This is a genomic window from Agitococcus lubricus, from assembly GCF_003051055.1.
Classification (GTDB): Bacteria; Pseudomonadota; Gammaproteobacteria; order Pseudomonadales; family Moraxellaceae; genus Agitococcus; species Agitococcus lubricus.
Window position 1 is genome coordinate 164857 of record NZ_QAON01000006.1, and the last position, 20713, is coordinate 185569.

General features: G+C 43.1%; 19 protein-coding genes. 6 read left to right on the forward strand and 13 right to left on the reverse strand.

Annotation, left to right across the window (positions count from 1 at the left end; translation table 11 throughout):
• The first annotated feature begins 31 nt into the window (after positions 1–31).
• On the forward strand, positions 32–1270 hold the full coding sequence (locus C8N29_RS08125; RefSeq protein ID WP_107865558.1) for a DUF1615 domain-containing protein: 1239 nt from the start codon (positions 32–34) through the stop codon (positions 1268–1270).
• On the opposite strand, the gene C8N29_RS08130 is transcribed toward C8N29_RS08125, so the two are convergent.
• Together C8N29_RS08130 and C8N29_RS08135 are read right to left on the reverse strand one after the other, a co-directional pair.
• Positions 1267–3168 (reverse strand): ATP-binding protein, encoded by a 1902-nt coding sequence (locus C8N29_RS08130; protein WP_107865559.1) that lies wholly within the window; start codon positions 3166–3168, stop codon positions 1267–1269. The two genes, C8N29_RS08125 and C8N29_RS08130, sit on opposite strands and share 4 nt — an antisense overlap.
• A gap of 255 nt (positions 3169–3423) precedes the next feature.
• A complete protein-coding gene (locus C8N29_RS08135) occupies positions 3424–3765 on the reverse strand; it encodes an FKBP-type peptidyl-prolyl cis-trans isomerase (protein ID WP_107865560.1) in 342 nt (113 codons plus the stop codon).
• Between the two features lie 275 nt (positions 3766–4040).
• On the opposite strand from C8N29_RS08135, the gene thpR reads away from it, so the two are divergent.
• Entirely contained in the window at positions 4041–4559 is a 519-nt protein-coding gene (thpR, locus tag C8N29_RS08140) for an RNA 2',3'-cyclic phosphodiesterase (protein ID WP_107865561.1), read from the forward strand.
• Positions 4560–4574: 15 nt separating this feature from the next.
• Here thpR and C8N29_RS08145 read toward each other — a convergent pair whose 3' ends face one another.
• A complete protein-coding gene (locus C8N29_RS08145; RefSeq protein WP_107865562.1) occupies positions 4575–5114 on the reverse strand; it encodes a hypothetical protein in 540 nt (179 codons plus the stop codon).
• 122 nt (positions 5115–5236) lie between these two features.
• On the opposite strand from C8N29_RS08145, the gene C8N29_RS08150 reads away from it, so the two are divergent.
• Positions 5237–5764, forward strand: coding sequence for a redoxin domain-containing protein (locus tag C8N29_RS08150; RefSeq protein ID WP_107865563.1), 528 nt, complete (start codon positions 5237–5239; stop codon positions 5762–5764).
• 45 nt (positions 5765–5809) lie between these two features.
• On the opposite strand, the gene C8N29_RS08155 is transcribed toward C8N29_RS08150, so the two are convergent.
• From C8N29_RS08155 to C8N29_RS08175, 5 genes are all read right to left on the reverse strand, one after another.
• Complete coding sequence (locus C8N29_RS08155; protein WP_107865564.1) at positions 5810–6517, reverse strand: BamJ family beta-barrel-assembly machinery protein; 708 nt, start codon at positions 6515–6517, stop codon at positions 5810–5812.
• A 186-nt stretch (positions 6518–6703) separates the two neighbouring features.
• Positions 6704–7753 carry an AI-2E family transporter gene (locus tag C8N29_RS08160; RefSeq protein ID WP_107865565.1) on the reverse strand — a complete coding sequence of 350 codons (1050 nt, stop codon included), beginning with the start codon at positions 7751–7753 and terminating at the stop codon, positions 6704–6706.
• Between the two features lie 172 nt (positions 7754–7925).
• Positions 7926–8960 carry a flavin-containing monooxygenase gene (locus C8N29_RS08165; RefSeq protein WP_107865566.1) on the reverse strand — a complete coding sequence of 345 codons (1035 nt, stop codon included), beginning with the start codon at positions 8958–8960 and terminating at the stop codon, positions 7926–7928.
• A 20-nt stretch (positions 8961–8980) separates the two neighbouring features.
• Positions 8981–9448 (reverse strand): flavin-containing monooxygenase, encoded by a 468-nt coding sequence (locus tag C8N29_RS08170; RefSeq protein ID WP_107865567.1) that lies wholly within the window; start codon positions 9446–9448, stop codon positions 8981–8983.
• A gap of 732 nt (positions 9449–10180) precedes the next feature.
• On the reverse strand, positions 10181–11041 hold the full coding sequence (locus C8N29_RS08175; RefSeq protein ID WP_107865568.1) for a metal-dependent hydrolase: 861 nt from the start codon (positions 11039–11041) through the stop codon (positions 10181–10183).
• Positions 11042–11272: 231 nt separating this feature from the next.
• Here C8N29_RS08175 and C8N29_RS08180 point away from each other — a divergent pair, with 231 nt between their 5' ends.
• On the forward strand, positions 11273–12040 hold the full coding sequence (locus tag C8N29_RS08180; RefSeq protein ID WP_107865569.1) for a spermine/spermidine synthase domain-containing protein: 768 nt from the start codon (positions 11273–11275) through the stop codon (positions 12038–12040).
• 28 nt (positions 12041–12068) lie between these two features.
• A complete protein-coding gene (locus C8N29_RS08185) occupies positions 12069–13442 on the forward strand; it encodes an MATE family efflux transporter (RefSeq protein ID WP_204509302.1) in 1374 nt (457 codons plus the stop codon).
• A gap of 267 nt (positions 13443–13709) precedes the next feature.
• Here the strand turns inward: C8N29_RS08185 and tusA are convergent, their stop codons facing one another.
• The 3 genes from tusA to purU are packed head-to-tail and all read right to left on the reverse strand — an operon-like array spanning position 13710 to position 16059.
• Complete coding sequence (tusA, locus tag C8N29_RS08190) at positions 13710–13952, reverse strand: sulfurtransferase TusA (RefSeq protein ID WP_107865571.1); 243 nt, start codon at positions 13950–13952, stop codon at positions 13710–13712.
• 4 nt (positions 13953–13956) lie between these two features.
• Entirely contained in the window at positions 13957–15189 is a 1233-nt protein-coding gene (locus C8N29_RS08195; protein WP_107865572.1) for an MFS transporter, read from the reverse strand.
• Positions 15190–15192: 3 nt separating this feature from the next.
• The gene (gene purU, locus C8N29_RS08200) at positions 15193–16059 is read right to left on the reverse strand and encodes a formyltetrahydrofolate deformylase (RefSeq protein ID WP_107865573.1); all 867 of its coding nucleotides are present in this window, start codon (positions 16057–16059) and stop codon (positions 15193–15195) included.
• A gap of 176 nt (positions 16060–16235) precedes the next feature.
• Between purU and C8N29_RS08205 the strand changes: the two genes are divergently transcribed.
• The gene (locus C8N29_RS08205) at positions 16236–16766 is read left to right on the forward strand and encodes an outer membrane beta-barrel protein (RefSeq protein WP_107865574.1); all 531 of its coding nucleotides are present in this window, start codon (positions 16236–16238) and stop codon (positions 16764–16766) included.
• A gap of 96 nt (positions 16767–16862) precedes the next feature.
• Here C8N29_RS08205 and C8N29_RS08210 read toward each other — a convergent pair whose 3' ends face one another.
• Complete coding sequence (locus tag C8N29_RS08210; RefSeq protein ID WP_107865575.1) at positions 16863–19817, reverse strand: Ig-like domain-containing protein; 2955 nt, start codon at positions 19815–19817, stop codon at positions 16863–16865.
• Between the two features lie 164 nt (positions 19818–19981).
• Positions 19982–20635 (reverse strand): TetR/AcrR family transcriptional regulator, encoded by a 654-nt coding sequence (locus C8N29_RS08215; RefSeq protein WP_107865576.1) that lies wholly within the window; start codon positions 20633–20635, stop codon positions 19982–19984.
• Positions 20636–20713: the final 78 nt, after the last annotated feature.

Sequence of the window (20713 nt, forward strand, 5' to 3'; positions counted from 1 at the left end):
GACACCATCAAACAGGGGACTGGCTGCGTTAATGCTTAGTTTTTTGTCTGGCTGTGCGACGACTGTCCACGTACCACAGCCCGCCCCTCAGTTGTCCAGCCCGCCGACACCAACGACTGTCATTGAACATGTTAGCTCAGTGAGCACTGCGGCTACGCCAGATAACGTTATCAGTGAACCCCCACCGACTGTCACGCCACCTGTGATTATTAGCCCACCGACTGTTACAGAAGCCCCTAAACGGGTAGATGAAGGGCAAGCCAAAACCCTGCTATTCCAATTATTACCGTCTGATATTAAAGACCGACAAGGCTGGCGTGATGATATATTTACCGCCTTTAGTCATCTTAAAATTCCTTTAGAGGCCAGCTATTTTTGTGCTGCCATTGCCATTATAGAGCAAGAATCGAGCTGGCAAAGTGACCCCATTGTTCCGAATTTAGATAACATTGTGTGGAAAGAAATTGAGAAAAAAGCGGATAACTATCATATTCCTATGCTCGCCATTAAAACAGCGTTCTTAAAAACATCCCCCAACGGCAAAAGCTATAAATACCGTATCGACCATTTACGCACCGAAAAACAAATGAATGACTTATTTGAAGACATGGCCAGCGAAGCCAAACAATTAGGTTTGCCATTAGGTATTAAAAACCCTATTCGTACAGGTGGGCCAATGCAAGTGAGCATTGAATTTGCAGAAGGCCATATTCGGGTATGGCCTTATCCTTATCGTTATAAAGGCAGTATTCGCAGTGAAGTCTTTAGTCGCCGTGGCGGCTTATATTTTGGCATTGCTAACCTATTACAATACCGTGTTAACTATCCTGTCATGGCCTATCGTTTTGCTGACTTTAATGCAGGCCGTTACAGTAGCCGTAATGCGGCGTTTCAAGCAGCACTGGCAAAACTCAGTGCCGAAAAAATCACCTTAGATGGTGACCTTTTAATGTATAAAACCGATGCCATGAGTGAGACACTACAGACTCTTTTGGCACTCAGTAAGCGTTTGGGACTGTCACGTAGTCAGATTGAGCGTGATTTGAAACTCGAAAAAACCGAAGGTTTTAGCCAAACGATGCTGTATAAACGGGTATTTGAGCTGGCACAACAGCAGACAGGTCGTGTTTTAGCGCAACAAGTGATGCCACAAATCAAGCTATCTAGTCCTAAAATCACACGAAAGCTCACCACAGAATGGTTTGCAAATCGGGTAAATGGGCGTTTTAAGCAATGTATGGCACGTGCTCCAGATAGTACGCCTCTTTAATCAGGTAGCCATTTACGCAACATCGCCTGTAGACCTGCTAACTCCACAGGCTTGAGTAATAAGTCATTCATGCCTAGACTCAGACATTTTTCGGCCTCACTAGGCAACGCACTGGCGGTAAAAGCAATAATGGGTAATGGTTGTTGTGCATATTGCTGTTCGTGATGGCGTATTTGAGTTGCAAGGGTATAACCATCCATTTCGGGCATGTGGCAATCTGTGAGTAATAATGCGGGACGATACTCTGCCAATAATGTCAATGCCTGTACGCCGTTTTCCGCCAAAATACAGCGATAACCTAGCCATGCCAATTGTTGCTGAATGAGTTTACGGTTAATTGGGTTATCTTCGGCCACTAAAATCAATTTATCTGTTGCTTGCGTTGGGCTAAGGTTTGGCGCTTGTCGTGATGCAAGGGGATTGGTCGAGACTAACTCCACAGACGAAATATAAGCTAACTTTAATAAACAGCTAAACTCACTGCCTTGATTGACAACGCTTTTTACCTGCAAACATCCTCCCATCAAGGCGACCAACTCTTGGCAAATCGCTAGCCCTAAACCTGTCCCACCATAACGACGTGTAATCGAATTTTCTGCCTGTCTGAATGGCTGGAAAATACGGCCTAATGCCTCAGGTTCAATACCAATGCCGTTGTCAGCCACCACGAATAATACACTCACATCATTCACATTGAGTACATCAACCACTACGCGCAACGTCACTGTTGCTTGCTCTTGAGAATGACCCGCACTAAATTTAATGCCATTACTGACTAAATTTAAGAGGATTTGTTTTATGCGTAGCGGGTCGCCAATCACCTTTTTGGGTAAACGGCTATCCATCTGAAAATCTAATTTTACGTTCTTCGCTTTGGCAATCGGTGCAAGCACTGCTATCGTTTCGGTGAGCATCGCGGGCATATCGAAGGGTATTTTCTCCAAATGCAAACGGCCTGCATCAATTTTTGAAAAATCCAAGACATCGTTTAATAAAGCCAATAAAGAGTGTGCAGACTGATGGGCAACTGCGACTAGTTCACGCTCCTTTAGGGGCTGTACTTGTTGCCCTAATAGTTCCAAAGTGCCTATCATGCCATTAAGTGGAGTACGAATCTCATGACTGATATTGGCCATAAATTGCGCTCTGGCGGTGTTAGCTCCCTCTGCGGCCTGTTTGGCAAGTTCGAGTTGCTTATTTTTATCCGCTAACTCTGATAGACTTTGCTCTAACCTCTCTGCATAACCTTTTGTTCTTAATAACAAATACCTTAAAATAAAAGCAAAATTTAAAATCGCTAAAATAATTGCGCCCGTTTGTAACATGCGAATGAATTTTACTCGTTGATAACTCGCTGTTTCGACCTGAGAGGTCAGCTCATTCATCAAAAGTAATAAACTTAAATTATGCTGCTGACTCAAACGAAAGGCTTGCGCCAGTAATACAGGATTATCTTTGTGTTGTGCGGCTAGAGTGAGCGTACTCGCCAAGGGTTGCCATAAATGCTGAGTTTGTTTTAATAACTGCTGGGCTTGTGCCCCTTGAATCGGCGCTAAGGTCACACGTTTGCCGTCACCATTCGTCACTCCCCCCCCCACCATTAGGGCATTGAGTGTGCTATCAAATAATTGTTGGCTGTCTTGCAGACTTGGCCATAATTGTTCCATCGCTAATGGGGTAGGATTTAATTGTAAATTGAGTAAATCTTTGGCAATACGCTGACACAACATGCGCTGACGGCCAACCAAATTAATTTGTTGCGCACTACTTGCGAGTTGGCTGGCCAAACTAAAATTCAGCACCAAAACCGTCAAATCAAGCAATAAAAAAAAGGCAGCCGCCAGTAATACACTGCGGTACATTGATTCGGCGTTGTTTGTTGGTTTTATAAGCGCCATGTGTGCTCCAGTCTATCTCCTCTTTGGTGATTTGACACCAGAGAACGCTTTGCACAATTGATGAGCAAAACTTATACCATATCAAAGACCTGTCTATTTCAGGTCTTTAGCTGTTATGGCATAGAAAATACCTCCTGATTTAGATGAAAAATCTACGAGATAATCGTACATAATCCAGTTTTTTACTTGAAGAAACATCGCTAGTTTATTGATATATGGCCAGAAAATTTCTCTAGCCATTTAGAGTGCTGTTATCTACTCATCTCGAGTGAGCACTTCTAATAATTCGATTTCAAACACTAAATTGGAATTGGGTTTAATGATTGCACCAACTTGACGCTCGCCATACGCTAAATGGGCAGGAACATGTAATCGCCGCTTACCGCCTACTTTCATACCCATTAACCCTATATCCCAGCCTTGAATGACACGACGTGTACCAATCACACATTGAAAAGGTTGACCACGGTCATAGGAGGAATCAAATTTTGTACCATCTGCTAACCATCCTGTATATTGCGTGGTAATTAATGCCCCTTTAACCGCCGCTTTCCCTTCTCCCAATATCAAATCAATTATTTCTAGTTCGTTAGACATGTTTATCTCGCTATTTGCTTAGGGTCTGTTGATGTTTTGATTGTGGTTACGTGCTGGTTCACTACGGTGAACCTTGATATACCAACTTAGCACATTACCTATGTCTTACGCATGTATAGGCCACAAACGTATCCATTTTAATGATACGCGGCCATCAGATGTACAGCATCAGATAAAAACATGTGAGCGTGTGCATTGACTGGCTATTTCCGTCTTATACCAAAGCGCCTATAATGACTAATCCTTCTGCTTGGTCATAGGCTTTGGCATTGATTATGCGTCTATTTTTTGCACTTTGGCCAGATAACTCCACTCAGCAACAATGGGCATTCACCACAGAGCCTTTTGTCCAACGCTTAGTAGGCAAAGCCAGTCCCACACAAAATTTGCATTTGACACTACAGTTTTTAGGTGACGTCGAAGGAACACGCATCCGTCGTTTACACGAGATTGCCCAGCGCGCGGTAGACCGACCGATTGACTTTCGTTTTGACCGTATTGAATGCTGGCGCGATGCACAACTGGCTTGCTTACGACCTGACCACGAACCAAGTTCTTTAGTTCAACTGGTAAACCAACTGCAACACGGTCTAGCGATGGAAGGTTTTAAGGTTGAGCGCAAAAAATTCAAAGCGCATATTACACTTGCCAGACATCTGCAACATTATGAGGCCGCTTTACCTTTATGGCCTGCATTGACATGGCGAGCGTCGACACTGGCCTTGGTACGCTCGCGGTTAAGCGCACAAGGCAGTTTGTATGCGCCCGTAGGCTTATGGCCATTAGCCGACTAAAGGGCGTCACATTCGTCATAGTGCGAGTACGATTAAGGTCAACACTGCGCCTATACCGTAAACACATGTCAATCCAATAGCACACAGCAATAATAATAAACTGATTGGGTTTGCAATAAATAAGGTATGTGTCAATACGGTACGAATAGCATCTATCCCTTGGACTAAACTCCATAACTCTTTGAGGAGTGTAGGTAGCTTTTTGGTTTGCTCCCGTGGACGCTCGATGACAGGTGTTTTTTCGAGTGCTAATTTAGGTTCTGTCGGTTTAACGAAACCTTGTTTGAACTCGTCTAAGACCTCGGGCAACTCAACTAAATCCAGTAACATCAAATACCAAATGGCTAATATGACGACAGGCAATAAACTCAACGCTATCGGGATTAAGTACCAAAAACTCCATGCCCATTCATGAACAATCAGCCACCAGACTACCGCTAAAGCACTGAGCGCTATGACTAATAATTTGCCAATTTTCGTGAGTAACCACGACGCAATTTGGGTAATAGGTTGAATCAATTGCTCAATACGTGCTAATTGTTGTTCGGTAATCACACAATTTCTCCATTCAATCATTTAAATGTGTAACAACTTGGTACGCTAGTACTCTAATCAAGAGGATGATATAGGCACCTTGTGTGTGAAGGAATCATTTATTTACCTTATGGGAATACATTATGCGTCTAACAACAGGTCAACTCGCCCCTCAATTTGTTCACAACGACCTCTATGATGTCACACTGGATAGTCGCAGCTTGCGTGGCAAGAAGATTTTATTATCTTTCTACCGCTATGCGTCGTGTCCTTTTTGTAATTTACGTTTTCATGCTTTAACGCAAAAACAAAGTCAATGGCAAGCACGTGGCTTAGAGACAGTCGCTATTTTCCAGTCTCCCAAAGACAGTATTTTAGAATATGCAGGTAGCGAACCAAGTGTCATTCGCATCTTGCCTGACCCTGAACGTACACTCTATCAACGCTATGGTGTAGAGGGGTCATGGGCAGGTTTTGTGAAAGGTGCCTTACAATTAGGTACATTCGCCCAAGCACTCAAATCTGGACATTTACCAGGCAAAGTAGAAGGTGAGATGAATATGATTCCTGCCGATTTTGTCATTGATGAACAGGGCACCATACGTTTGGCTTACTACGGCAAGGATATTAGCGACCACGTCGCTATTGAAGACATAGAGCGTCTGCTCTAAGCAAAGACACCCGCTGTCACACAGCGGGCATCTGTCGAATGTCACTTACTGAGCTTTCGTAATTTCTAATAATTCGACTTCAAACGTTAACACGGAGTTGGGTGGAATCTGGCCACCGCCCTGCTCACCATAAGCCAAGTTTGCTGGAATCACAAAACGGTATTTAGAGCCAACGGTCATTAATTGTAAGCCTTCCGTCCAACCTGCAATCACTTGATTTAAGGGGAAAGAGACAGGCTCACCACGTTTGATAGAACTGTCAAAGACCGTGCCATCTACTAATTTACCTTCGTAATGGACTTTAACAGTATCCGTAGCCACAGGTTTAGCACCTGTGCCTTCTTTAATCACTTCATACTGTAAACCCGAAGCGGTTGTCTTTACGCCAGCTTTTTTCGCATTTTCTGCTAAATACGTCGCGCCTTTAGTGACAGCTTCTGCGGCGGCTTTCTCTTGGCGTTCTGTGGCCTCTTTACGCACTTTCGCTTCAAACGCGGTTAAGGCTTTTTTCATTTCTTCTTCGTTAATTTGACCTGCTTTTTTGGCATACGCATCCTTAAAGCCCGCCACGTAACTGTCGACATTAAAGTTAGGGACTTGTTTTTCCATCGACTGAGCGGTCATATAGCCTATACTATACGCAGCTTTAGCATCATCATTGTCTAATTTGACGGTTTTTTCTTCTTTATTACAGGCAGTGATGGCACTGACTAAGAGCAGTAATGCACTACCCAAGACGACTTGACGTTTCATGCGAAATACCATTTTGATTAAAAATACCCATTATTGATAGGCATGCACAATAAGCACAGAGATTGAGACACTGATTTATCCGATTTATGCGCGCAGACACGATATACGCTTAAATCACCTTGCTATGACTATCAATACTTTCTTAGAGGCGCTGAAATTACACTATTGCGTACACCGACACTAGCCTTATGTTTGGTTTAAGTGTGTTTTTTCGTGTTGCACCTGATCCCAACGTTGCCATTCTTGCTTGAGCCATGCATAAAATACGGGAGCAGCAACGACCCCTATCAAACCAAAACAGCGCTCCATAATGAGCATAGATAATAAAATTTCCCATGCTTTGGCATTGATTTGAGTCCCTACAATACGTGCATTGATAAAATATTCTAATTTATGCACCACAATTAAAAAACCTAATGCAGCCACCGCCACCCCAAAAGAATGGCTCAAACTAATCACGGTAATCACGGTATTAGAAATTAAATTACCGACGACGGGCAATAACCCCGCAATAAAAGTGACGGCAATTAATGTTTTAATTAAAGGTAATTGTACGCCAAATAAAGGCAGGACAATGGCTAAATAGGTTGCGGTGAGCGTGGTATTGAGTGCCGATATTTTGACTTGTGCAATGGCGACACGCCAAAAAGCGTCTTTTAGGGAGGCTAATTGTTGCAATAAACGGGTACTGACAGGGCCATGCAGTTGATGATGCGTGGTCTCACTGACCGCAATCAGTGCGCCTAATAAAACCCCCAATAATGCCAAACCAATGCCTTTAAGCGCACCTAAACCAAACGTACCAATATCAGCCGCATGTGTACGTAACCACTCGCTAATTTTGGTGAGCAAGTCATTTTGTTGCGGGATGGACTGTCTAATACTTTCAGGGAGCCACGAACGTGCCGAATTTAAGATATCACTCATACGCAACATCAGGTCATGCACATCGGTGGTTGTTTTTAATAACATGTGAATACCCGCACCCGCGCCGACCAACACGACCACCACTAATACCGTGACTAAGGTTGTGGCTATCCATTTAGAGCGAATGCTGCGTATACGTTCATCGACAATCGTTTCAGAAAAATGGGTGACCAAACCAAAAGCCAACAAGCCTGTATAAACAGGCACTAATAAACCCAACTTAACAAATAATAAAAAGACAAATGCAACAACAATAAAGGCTACAAAACGCTGATGACGTGCGCCTGACCAAATAACTGACGACAGCATACTCAAGTCCTTGATTCTTGAATTATTTATAGAGAGTTGACACAAAATCCCGTGTATTTAGATGTACTGAGTCATCCCTGATACATATACAAAATACTATTTCATATCAATATGCTATGGTCAATTTGTGACAAGTTACGGAAAAATAGACCATCCCGTCACTATTTTACTTTTAGGCAATCACTTTTCTACGCTGGAGCATATTTTTCATGTGTTTTGCCCCTACACAGTCATAATCACCCGCAGAGAAAAACGCCGTACGTAAACGATATTCCCACGAGAAGCCTGGCCATAAGGTTGAGTTTTTACCGTCAGCCGTTAAATACCAACTCCGACATCCCGTTGTCCAAATGGTATATTTCATACGCGACTGAATCATGTCATTAAAATTATCTTGTGTTTGTTTATGTACATTCAAATACCGATAGGAATAATCAAATAAATTTTTGGCATACTGCAAAATATAGTTAATTTGCCCTTCAATATAGACAATCACCGACGTATGACCTGCAGCCGTGTTAGGCCCCATCATTAAACACAAATTAGGATAGCCATGTACGTTAATACCTTTGTAAGCCTCGCTACCCTTTTGCCAATCGTGATTTAATTGTCGGCCTCCCAAACCCGCAATCGGAATGGCTAAACCTGCTACCCCCACCTGAAAGCCCGTTGCTAACACAATGGTATCCAACTCATGTAACTGCTCATCTTGGTCAATGATGCCATTAGCAACGATTCGTTTAATACCCACATTCACCAAGCGCACGTTATCTTGCTGCATAGCGGGATAATACGCATTTGAAATCAACATTCGTTTACAGCCCACTTTATAATTGGGGCGTAATTTTTCTCGTAATTCAGGGTCTTTGACCGAGTGCATCAGATGGTGTTCGCCCAACGCCTGAATCGTTTTCGCAAGGGGCGTATTCCAAATTAATGCTAAGGATAGAGTTTCTGCTCCCCAATAAATGCCGTAGCGCAAAGCCTTACGCAATAAGGGCACTTCGGATAACCATGCTTGCTGCGTTTTACTAAAGTGTGCATCAAGTTTTGGCATGACCCATGCGGGGGTGCGTTGAAAGACCGTAAGCCGTGTTGCTTGTTTCGCTAACTCTGGAATCACTTGAATCGCACTTGCGCCTGTACCAATCACAGCAATACGTTTATCTTGTGCTTGAAAACTGGCTTGCCAACGCGCGGTATGCATGACATTGCCCTTAAAATCGGCTAATCCTGCAATTTTAGGATAGGCTGGCTGAGGCCGCCGTTACCCGCAATCAATAAACGCGTTTTGACCACACGTCCATCAGCCAAGTCCACTTGCCATTCGCCTGCCTTATCATCAAAACTGGCGGCAATCACCTGTGCCTGAAACAAGGTTTTATCGGATAATTTATGTTTATGGGCGCAATGCAACAAGTAACGCTGAATTTCTCCTTGGGGGGCAAAGGCTTTTGACCAGTTTGGGTTTGGCTCAAACGAAAAGGAATACAAATGCGAAGGTACATCACACTCTGCACCAGGATAGACATTGTCACGCCACGTTCCGCCAAAGGTATCGGCTTGCTCCAACAATAGAAACTCGCTGAATCCTTCTTGCTGTAAACGAATAGCCATGCCTATACCCGCAAAGCCTGTACCAATAATCGCAATCGGTATATGAATGGTTGACGATGGAAACGCAGATGCAGTCATGGCATCTTCCTCGTAAGTTTATTGTTATATATGAATAAGTGTTAATTGTGTACGAGCGTACGCATTTAACTAGATAATACCATCGTCTTGGCCTATTTAGATAGCAACAAACAGACAACTTCAGACAATAGGGTCTATTGACGTTTTGCGTGTGAGTCGCGTTGCTGAAAAAATTACCTCAGACAAGGCACAAAACGCAGCGAATAGTGGTTCTATTGGCCAATTTTGTCACACTGTATGAGACATTTTTTAACACAACCCACAGGGAAAGAACGATTTTTTGAGGCTATTTTGTTATTCATCACTTATTTGGAATCACCCAATCACGCGATTCACGCTGCGTATCTTGTAAAAAATAGCTTCTTTCGCAACCCCAATCAAAACATCAACAGCCCCTATACGTTGTGTGCACTCTCTGAAAACTTAGCCCTTAACGAGGGTAATGTCTGTCAGTTAAGCCATTTTTGCCGACTTCGACTCCGCTCAGTCAACGCAAAAATGCGCCCTGAGCTTGGCCAGCTCTGAGCCAGTCGAAGGGCAGTTTTTAAGTGCCAATTTTTCTTAACTGACTGGCATTACTTAACGAGGGATGCTCATCAAATCAGATGACAAACAATATAAGGGAGTTCAATAAAACTACTGCTAGGCGAAAGATAGTAGACTGACATTTTTTAGTAATGTCAGTCTAAAGGCGGTCTTTGTTCACTCTACGAATAAACGACTCCACTCAGCTTATGCTGCTAGGTTTACTTTTTTGGCTACGTATTGGTCTAGCAACGCCAAAGCACGCGCACGTAATGCATGGCTATCACGTTGATTAGGATGAAAACTGGGTTTGTAATAAGCCAAATAATGCGGCAACATACCTCTAAAAAAGCCTTTACGGCCAATCAGCTTACTTAAGCCCTGCGCAATCGCTTTTAGATTACGTTGTTGTCCTTCGGCTTGTAGTAATTTGACCGTGTGTAGCCCCGTAAAAAAGCTGAATAACACCGTCGTAAACGCCATTTCGCTGACGCGTATCCAATAATCGCCTACCGTTTGTTGATAAACATCATAGGCGACTGCTTTATGTTCACTTTCTTCAATCGCATGCCATAACCATAAGGGTTTTAAGCGGTCATCTATTCCATCTAAAAACTCTGGATGCGCTAAAATCACTTCTGCAAACATGGCGGTAAAGTGCTCTAAGGCGCAGGTTTTTGCGAGCATACGTGCTTTAGACAGATGTTTTTCCTCAAAGGCAATGCCTTGTTTCACCATCTTATCAATATCATCAACAGGCACGCCTTTACGCATCATAAATTCATTAAAAGCCTGATGTTCTTTACCATGATGTGCTTCTTGACCAATAAACGCACGTACTTCTTGCAGTAATTGCGGGTCAGTAATTTGGTCTTGATAATGACGCACCGCGCGCATAAACATGCGCTCTCCTTCAGGAAACACACCCGACAACCCTGTCAATAACATCGTCAACATGGGGTTGTTATCAAACCAATATTTAGGAATATCATCGTCGAAGTTAAAATCCATGTGACGTACAGGAATATTGGCAGTCCCTACAGCGCTAATTGTTTTTACGGCTGACATACACGAATCCTCTTACAATACACAGCTAGTGTGTTTATCATCATAAGAACAGAATCCTTCGCCCCAAGCTATCATCGTGGCATTTGACAAGAGACTCTGTTCGGTTCTTTGATGTATAGAGTATCGTCCAACTTTATCTAATAGTTAATGTACTATCGTGCCATAGTTACTGTCAGTTTAGGCCACACTTTGGTAAACTGACTTTTTAATTAAGACAACCCCGCGACAATAATGGCCAAACAGAAATCCAGCCCACCTGATGATGTGCTCTATGCATTTGAAACAGAGCATAGTGTTAGTCTACAATTTAATCACGACTCGCTACAAAGTGTGATGCGAAAACAAGACCCTTATGCCCTCGCCTTTGAATATACACAGGTGATGATGGGTTTTATGCCCTTACTCTCGCAAACACCTGAACATCTACTACTGATTGGTTTAGGCGGTGGCTCGTTATCGAAATTTTGTTATAAACACTACCCCAACACACGGGTGACAACCGTCGAAATTAGTGCTGAAGTGATTGCTTATCGGCATAAATTTAAGATTCCTGCCAATACGGCACGTTTTAAGGTGATCGAAGCCGATGGGGCTGTCTACGTCCAAGATAAAGTATCGTGTTATGAAATCATTTTATTAGATGCCTATACAGGTCAAGGTTTACCTGACGCTGTCGCTAGTGAAACTTTTTACCATCATTGTTATCAAGCCTTAAAAGAAAATGGCATATTAGTGGTCAATTTATGGCGCAAAGACCCGTATTTTAGACGTAATTTGGCAAGGCTTGAGCGTTGTTTTGATAACAAAGTATTAACCGTGAAATGCCAAAGTGGTAACGAAATTGTCTTTGCCTTCAAAAAGCCTCAATTAGAAGCCTTTGATAAAGTCTGGAAAAGAGCCTTAAGTTATCAACAGCAAACACAATTAAATCTACCGCAATGTTTAGAAGATATGGTTTTAAGTCTTAAAAATGATTGGTTTTATCAATCATCACCGTAACCCCCTACCACCTCACCGAGATATTTCAATGAGTCCTTGGCAACAAGAACTAAAAGCACTTTTACAGTTAACCGCCCCGATTCTCGTTACGCAACTGGCACAAGCTGGTTATGGTTTCATTGATACCGTGATGGCTGGTCAAGTTTCTGCACTCGATTTAGCGGCGGTTGCCATTGGCTCGAGTGTTTGGTTACCCCTATTTTTATTGATTTCTGGCATTGTCATGGCCACAACTTCCTTAGTTGCGGCCGCACACGGTGCAGGTCGTTACCATGATATTCCTCATATTACCCATCAGGCTTTATGGCTTGGAGGCTTTATTGGCCTGCTAGCTATGCTACTGATGCAAAAAATCAGTGTTATTTTTCCGCTACTTGATGTCCCTGCACACCTACAAGCGCCCACCGAACTGTATTTACAGGGCGTATCTTATGGTATGCCAAGTGTCGCTATTTTTTGTGTGCTTCGTTTTTATAGTGAAGCCTTAGGTCATACCCAACCGATTATGGTGATTAGTTTGTTGGGTATTTTGCTCAATATTCCTGCTAATTATGTCTTTATTTATGGCCTATGGGGCTTACCTAAAATGGGCGGAGCGGGTTGTGGCTGGGCAACCGCATTAGTCATGACGACGATGATGCTTGTTCTATTTATATATGTACTACGTGCACAAGCCTTTGCCAAGGTTCGTTTATTAGCCTCCGATATTCGCCCTCATGTCGGCTTAATTTGGCGTATTACACAATTAGGCTTTCCGATTGGCGCGGCTATTTTTTTTGAAGTCAGTTTATTTTCCTGTATTGCGGTGTTAGTCAGCCCTTTTGGAGAATTAGTCGTTGCTGCCCATCAAATCAGCCTTTCGGTCACCTCCTTATTATTTATGATTCCGTTGAGCTTAGCGATTAGTATGACCATTCGCACAGGCATAGCTTATGGTAGACACGACCTAGCAGGTATCGCATTAACGCGACGCACAGGACTTATCACGACGACCAGTATCGCTTGTGTATCTGCGCTATGTATTATCCTTTTTAGTCATACCATTACTCCGTTGTATAGCTCCCACCCTCAAGTACAACAGTTGGCTGCACAACTACTCCTGTTTGCAGCCGCTTATCAAATATTCGATGCCTTACAGGTAGGCGCTGCGGGTTGTTTACGCGGTATTCAAGATACCAGAAGCCCGATGATAATGACCTTAATTGCCTACTGGTTAGTCGCATTACCGCTGGGGTATAGCTTGGGTATGTTTCCCTTATGGCAGCAACGTGCTTTAGAAGCATACGGCTTTTGGTTTGGTTTGGTGGTGGGTTTAGCCGTTGCCTGTGTACTATTGAATTGGCGATTGCATACCAGCTTAAAACGCTTAGCACAACGCTGGTCGGCTGATACACACAGATAGGTATCGTGAATGCTTGGGCTAAGTAGCCTTCACAATCGGTATTCTTTATATCGGACTGCAAGGTAACAGTGCGGTGACGTTAGATGTATGCCGCACTGTACTTGAGCGGGTTAAGATGTAATGCCTGTCAGTTAAGCCATTTTTGCCGACTTCGACTCCGCTCAGGGAATGCAAAAATGCGCCCTGAGCTTGGCCAGCCCTGAGCCAGCCGAAGGGTCGAAGGGCGGTTTTTAAGTACCAATTTTTCTTAACTGACTGGCATTAGGGTTAAGATGCGCCTTTTTGAATCACATAATAATATTCACCTTCTGCTGTTTGCGTTTGACTCACTAAATGATGACGTAAAAACTGACAAAACTTAGGAATATCACGCTGCGTAGAAGGGTCAGTAGCATATACTGCTAATAACTCACCCGCTTGCATCTGTCTCACCACCTTATGTAGCATCATCACAGGTTCAGGGCAATTTAAGCCACGGGCATCTAATTGATGTTGAATCGTTTCTTGCATCGTTTTAACGCTTTAACCAGCGCCCCCATTGCACGACAGGCCATAATAAACACAACGCAATAAAAGCAGCGAGCAGGTAATAGGCAGTGTAACCAATAGCATCCGTCACTACCCCCGCAATCAGACCTGCTGAACCGCCAAAAATCGCCAAAATACTAACTTGCAGGGTAAAATCTGCCCCCGCATGGTCTCGGCGACATTGGTCCATCACGGCTGTTAATAGCGCGACTGTTGCCATACCACTGACCCAATGGTCGGCGGCATTGACGCCATAGACGAGCCACGGCTCAATCTCACCTGTCTGTTGCCATTGCCACGACAAAAGTGCATAACTGCCTATGCCTATGGATTGTAATAAACCAAAACTGATTAAGGCTTTATAACGCCCTATACGTTGAATCAGCCATCCTGCCATCAACGCCCCGAGCAAGGTAGCCATAGAGCCTAAAACACTGACATAGAGGCCGATTTGTTGCAATTGTAACCCCATATCAATCATCATCGGTTTGACCATTGCCGACCCCAAGCCATCGCCCACTTTGTAGGTAATAAGAACCCACACCCATGCCTTGAATGCAGGATGGCTGATGAAACTCTTAAATACCTCTGCATAAGGACGCTGTGCTTCCAATGGTGATACTTCGACGACGGGCTCCCGATAAAATAAAATGGGCAGCGTCATGATGGCTAATAACATTGCCATTAAAATAAACGCCAATTGCCAATCCCATACCCCCACCAAATAGAGCAAAAATCCGCCACCAATAATCAAACCCAGTCGGTAGCCCACCACTTGTAAACTATTGCCTAAACCACGTTCTTCATAATTTAAGGAGCGTACCGCCAGCGCATCACTGGCAATATCTTGTGTTGCTGCAAATAAGTTCAATAAAAACATCAAGACAAAAAATTGATAAATACCCGTTGATGTTTTCAATAAATACGGGTCAAACATCGAAATAACTAGTAATAAAGCCATACTAATGGCTTGTAATGGCAGAATCCAAGACCGAGAACGGCCTAAGTGGGCTGAGTAATATTTATCAACATACGGCGCCCACAAAAACTTTAATGCCCATGGAATTGCCAACAAACTGGTAAAACCAATGATAGTCAAAGACACATTATAACTGCGTAAAATGGCGGGTAAGGCTTGGGTAAAAATCCCCGTAGGCAAACCTTGGGCAACATACAAAGACAGTAGAACGGCAAGCCGTATAGGAAGTTGTGGTGTCATGATTTAAGCAAACACAATGGTTTTGTTGCCATATACAATCACGCGGTCTTCTAAATGCCAACGTACCGCACGCGCCAAGACATTACGCTCTACATCCTCCCCTAATTCACGTAAGGTCTCGACATTATCACCGTGCGATACACGCTCTACCGCTTGTTCAATAATCGGGCCTTGGTCTAGGTCGGCAGTCACATAGTGCGCGGTCGCGCCAATTAACTTTACGCCTTTATCATGTGCCTGTTGATAAGGATTTGCACCCACAAATGCAGGTAAAAAAGAATGGTGAATATTGATAATTTTATTTGGCCAGTGTTGTACAAAATCGGCACTTAATACTTGCATATAACGGGCTAATACTACTAAGTCGTTACCTTGCAACAAGCTCTGAATTTCTGCCTCTGCTTCTTGTTTATTTTCTTTGGTCACCTTTATCAGATGAAAAGGTACGTTAAAGCCTTCTACTGCTTCTTTAAGGTCAGGATGGTTACTAATGACCATACTGACGTCACACGCCAAACCACCGCGAGACCAACGCCATAATAACTCTAATAACGCATGGTCATATTTAGAGACTAAAATCGCCACTTTTTTACGGTCAGCGGCATAACTTAATTGCCAGCTCATGTTGTAGCGTTTCGCCACTGCCTCGCCAAAGGTTTGGGCAAACACTTGTCTAGACAAATCAAGATGCGGCGTTTGAAACTCCAGACGCATAAAATAAGTCCCCCCTTCAGGCGCCGTAGAATATTGGTCTAAGGCGGTAATGTTGGCGCCGTGATTGTATAAAAAAGTGGATACTGCACTGACAATCCCTGATTTATCTGGACAAGTAATCAATAATCGTGCGGTCGTATTTACGGAGTTTGTCATCTTTATCTGCTCAAAATTTACCAACGAGGAATACTTTAAAACACTATTTGCGTGAGCTTTGCATCATATCGCAGCTTTAATCCATTTTTCACGCGCTTGAGCCTTGACAAGCGCACTTATTTTGCAAATCATCGCATACTATTGGAACTATCACCTTACAACACGCAGGAACAACAATGAAACGCCTCACTGTTGCATTAATTGCCGCTCTTAGCAGCCCTCTCGTCTTAGCCGCCGAAAAGCCTTTTATTGGTATTGATTATCAAATGGGGACTTTGGAGTTTAATAATAACATTGAGGCCGATACCTCTGCGGTTCGTCTTCGCTTAGGCACAGAAGTCAATCCCTATGTCGGTGTTGAAGCACATCTTATGAGCGGTCTAAACGACGATACGGTCACTAAAAGTGGTGTCGATTATACGGTAGAAGTTGGAAGTGCCTATGCCGTCTTTGTACGTCCACAACTGAGCTTTGCTAAAGCAGGCAGTGTATATGCTCTGTTAGGTGCCGCCTATATTGATAAAAGCATTGAAACCAATAGTACGATTGGTAGCTTCGCAAAAACCAGCGGTTTTGAACACTCAGGTGCGGCAGGTGTAGGCTTAGATATCAATGTATACAAAGATTTCCGTATCAACGTGGACTACACTATGTATGCCAGTGATTTTAGTGCGATTAGCGCAGGTATTCGGATTCCATTAAACTAAATCGCTCATCAATAAAAAAGCCGCTTAATGCGGCTTTTTTATTGACTCAGATTATGGCGCCGTAAGAAGCTCGGCTTTTGACCGAGCTTCTTAAGTTTAGTTAGGGTTAGTACAGCTACTAGCCGTACCAAAGTTACTTTCAACACCACCCGGCGGAGTGCCATCTTTTTTCAGGTCATTTTTGGAAGCAACCAAGTCAAAGACACGCTCCACTCTGGATTCTGTCCCTTCAACACGCGTTGTAGCAATTAAACGCACCTGTATCCAACTTGCAAAGCTCTTGGCGTATACAACATTATACGTTGCAATACCATTTGCATCCGTAGTCACAATGGCATCGGATAAAGTGACTGGATTACCAGGCCACAATAAACCATCGCCATTATCTAAGATGTCATAAATAGGTGTATTAGAACCATAATCTTTGAGACGAACCGCTTGCACTGTATTAGCGTTATTGGATAACTCAGATTGTGTAGTCGGTGTCGTGTAATATGGCAACAATGCCCCTTGTGGACCATTGACATAAATAACACTGTCGCTATTGGTGTTGTTTTCTAACTCATCTAAACGACCATTGAGGTTGATATCTTCGTTATTACAACGTGCCGAAATAGAAGGTACCCAAGTGTCGGCTGTGGTGTCACCATCTACTGGAATGACATACATACCTTTATAGTATTTAAAGGGGATAACCGACAATGTCACTTGCTGATTACGAATCGGCTGACCATCGGCATCGGTAATGGTAATTTGATGTGGTAAAGCATAGGTTGTGGAGTTCAAATCGGCAATCGTATTACCTGTACCAATCGATAAGAACACAGACTTACCACCCACGGTTAAATCAACTGAGGCTGTTTTGCCAGACGTACGCGACTTACCTTGGATTTTAATCGTATCTTTACCTGTGGTTAATGCCCCTGCAATGTACGGCACTCTAGCAATACCATTGGCATCCGTTTCTGCAACGGGAGCTGGTAATCTACCACCCGATGGGTCGGAGAGTTGAGAGAACTCTACTTCTTCACCCTTGACAGGATTATCTTTAGCGTCCAAAACCTTAGCAATAATCTCGGTTTGGCCACCGACTGCTAAACTTGTTTTATCTGACTGCACCGCAATTTTAGCAGGTAAGGTGGCGATGAATTCTTTTTGAATGGTCACCGTAATCGACTTATTGTCAGAGCTACGTGTATCACCTCTCAATACCGCTACACCAGGATAGGTTGGGGTATAGTCAAACTTCACCGTTCCTGCAAATTTATCATCCAATACATCGTCAGTAATGGTTTGATTCGCGGCACCTAATGTGCCTAAGGTCGTTGCTAAATTAATTTTTCTAGATAAGGTGGCTGTTTGAACAACTGGTAGTACTTCGGAGTAATCTACCTTGAAGCAGTAACTCTTATTGATGTCTAACAATGCTGCATCAGCTAAAGGGGTTGCTGCTTCGGCACCACATTTACCATCATAGGCACGAATATCAAAGTTTAATGTCGATACAATAAAGCCTAAAGATGGGGATTGGACGCTGTTACAGAAAGGCTTCGTTTGTGTTGAATCCAATAAAATAGCTCTTACTGCTTCTTTTACCGCTGAATCCGAGATGCCTGTGTCTTTTACAGTACCCGTTGATGGACAAAGGTTCGAAGCAACAGCAATAACCGATGTATTGTTAACATCTTTAATTTTAACATTTGTGGAAGCTAAACCACTCACCGTATTAACTGTTTGACCACCGTCAACATATTCGCCTGTTGATGCTTTAGTTTGCAAACCACTGCCTACATCAAAGCGAATCGGTTGGCCATCAATAGAAATACTTTTCGCATCACGTAGGGTGGCTGTTACGACCAAATTATCTTGGCCATTTTTAACGTTTACGGTTGACGTATTGATTGCCAACGTAGTGCCCACTACATCTACTTTAGTAAAGGCTTCTTTTTGTTCATTACTTGAACTACCAATACGTGCTAACACCACGATTGGACGGTTACTACGGTCGTCCGCACTGTCTAATTCCAAGTTAATATTTGCACGGCCATTAGTATCGGTTAATACCGTTGACGCACTATTAGCCCCTACTTTTAATTCGCCATCTTTACGAATCGTCCCCTTTGCGTCCACCGTGGTGCGTACAATTTCGAAGGTGACTTTTTGATTTGCAACACCCGCACCTGCAGGGTCTGATACAAAGGCACTAAGCGTGATACTGTCACCACCCGACAAAATTTCTGTGCGGGCAGGGTCTTCCATCGTCACAGTGTAACCATTGACAATATTAAATGATTGGGAAGCAACTTTGGTGATACGACCTTTGTTATCGGTAAACGGGTTAGCAATTAATAAGTTACCTTGTATCGGCTGTTGTCCTACGGCAGAAATATCCACCTCTGCTTTACCATTAACAACAGTCACATATTTACGCCCATCGGTTTCAACACCAATAGGATAGGCAGGTAAAACTGCTTTGAAATCACCAAAACCAGGAGATGAACTTAATTGAAGATAGAGCTTGCCATTTTGGTCAGTTGCTACAGAACCATCCGTTTTTAAGATAGTGAATACCGCACGCGTTGCTGTATTCCCCCCTGTTGGATTGATTTGAGCCGCACTTAATTGAATACTTGTCGTATAAGGAGATGCTGTGCCTACTAAGTCTTGCACACTGTAGGGTATCGTTTTAATCGCAATATTACCCTGAGCATCCGTATAACGAATTTCTAAAATACCAGACCCTTCAATATCTGAACCTTTGACAATAATGTCTGCTTTACCACCAACAATCGGTCGAGTCGTCGAGTCGGCAGGTACAATATTCACGTTGCCGTTTGAAATAACTTGTACAGAAGTTCCTGTGGCATTATCAATAGAAATACTAAATGTCTTCGTTTCGCCCACGCCTAAAGAAGTCAAATCAGTCACCGCAGTAATTGCACTATTTGACTGCCCGACTAATTCGTCTTTACCTCCACCACCGCAAGATGCGATTAGTGCTGCCGTTAATAAATAAGCGGGTAAACGGCTGTAATGCTCCCAGTTGTGCATTGTTATAAACCCTCATTTGTTGTTGCTATTGCGCTACATCCTGCTAAACAAAAAACCGATAGCACTCAAAAAAGACGTAAGGACGCACCATCCCAAACTTATACTGGATAACTCAAAAAACTTCAATCGCTTAAACGTGTAAGCACTGCTAACTGTGAAGATGTCTACACAGTTTTTGCACTATCGTCACCGTATTGTTTTAATAAATCGGGCAGTTTTTCTAATGCTTCGCCTTGTAAGTACGGCGCTTCTAGGCAGATGATTTGATAAATACCCCGTCTTAATAGGCGTTGACTTAACACCACTTCTTCACCAAAAAAGCCACTGCTCACGACAAAGGACGCCCAACTTGTCGTGATAATCCAGATGTTGACAATCATCGCTTGTACGTCTTGTTCTGAGGCTTTTATAAACTCAGCTTTGCGTAAGGCATTATAAACTAAATAGGCTTGTGCCATCACCTTTCCTGCGAACTGTCTATAAGATGCTCGTAAACGTGGACTTTCCTCTAAGAGATGTCCTAAATCGCGATGTAAAAAACGATACTCCCATAATTGATTAAAAATGGCCTCAAAGTAGCCCATTTTATCCGTATAGGTAATCACTCTATCGCTAGGCACCGTCAACGCATTAAGCATACTGCGTTCATACATCAAAAAAATTTCATAGATAATTTCTTCTTTACTACGAAAATGATAGTACAAATTACCAGGGCTCATATTTAATGCAGAGGCTATATGGTTGGTTGTAATACTACGTTCACCATCTTGGTTAAATAACGCCAAACTTTTTAATAAAATACGGTCTTTGGTTTTCAAGGCACGCCATCCTCGCTGGATTTGTGGTTATACATGTTCGACTTCTGTGGCTCAGTTTAGAGTATCTTGCAAACATCC

Coding starts and splice junctions, on each gene's coding strand:
- C8N29_RS08125 (WP_107865558.1), top strand. CDS start 32: ATGCTTAGTTTTTTGTCTGGCTGTGCGACGACTGTCCACGTACCACAG.
- C8N29_RS08130 (WP_107865559.1), bottom strand. CDS start 3,168: ATGGCGCTTATAAAACCAACAAACAACGCCGAATCAATGTACCGCAGT.
- C8N29_RS08135 (WP_107865560.1), bottom strand. CDS start 3,765: ATGTCTAACGAACTAGAAATAATTGATTTGATATTGGGAGAAGGGAAA.
- thpR (WP_107865561.1), top strand. CDS start 4,041: ATGCGTCTATTTTTTGCACTTTGGCCAGATAACTCCACTCAGCAACAA.
- C8N29_RS08150 (WP_107865563.1), top strand. CDS start 5,237: ATGCGTCTAACAACAGGTCAACTCGCCCCTCAATTTGTTCACAACGAC.
- C8N29_RS08155 (WP_107865564.1), bottom strand. CDS start 6,517: ATGAAACGTCAAGTCGTCTTGGGTAGTGCATTACTGCTCTTAGTCAGT.
- C8N29_RS08160 (WP_107865565.1), bottom strand. CDS start 7,753: ATGCTGTCGTCAGTTATTTGGTCAGGCGCACGTCATCAGCGTTTTGTA.
- C8N29_RS08165 (WP_107865566.1), bottom strand. CDS start 8,960: ATGCATACCGCGCGTTGGCAAGCCAGTTTTCAAGCACAAGATAAACGT.
- C8N29_RS08170 (WP_107865567.1), bottom strand. CDS start 9,448: ATGACTGCATCTGCGTTTCCATCGTCAACCATTCATATACCGATTGCG.
- C8N29_RS08175 (WP_107865568.1), bottom strand. CDS start 11,041: ATGTCAGCCGTAAAAACAATTAGCGCTGTAGGGACTGCCAATATTCCT.
- C8N29_RS08180 (WP_107865569.1), top strand. CDS start 11,273: ATGGCCAAACAGAAATCCAGCCCACCTGATGATGTGCTCTATGCATTT.
- C8N29_RS08185 (WP_204509302.1), top strand. CDS start 12,069: ATGAGTCCTTGGCAACAAGAACTAAAAGCACTTTTACAGTTAACCGCC.
- tusA (WP_107865571.1), bottom strand. CDS start 13,952: ATGCAAGAAACGATTCAACATCAATTAGATGCCCGTGGCTTAAATTGC.
- C8N29_RS08195 (WP_107865572.1), bottom strand. CDS start 15,189: ATGACACCACAACTTCCTATACGGCTTGCCGTTCTACTGTCTTTGTAT.
- purU (WP_107865573.1), bottom strand. CDS start 16,059: ATGACAAACTCCGTAAATACGACCGCACGATTATTGATTACTTGTCCA.
- C8N29_RS08205 (WP_107865574.1), top strand. CDS start 16,236: ATGAAACGCCTCACTGTTGCATTAATTGCCGCTCTTAGCAGCCCTCTC.
- C8N29_RS08210 (WP_107865575.1), bottom strand. CDS start 19,817: ATGCACAACTGGGAGCATTACAGCCGTTTACCCGCTTATTTATTAACG.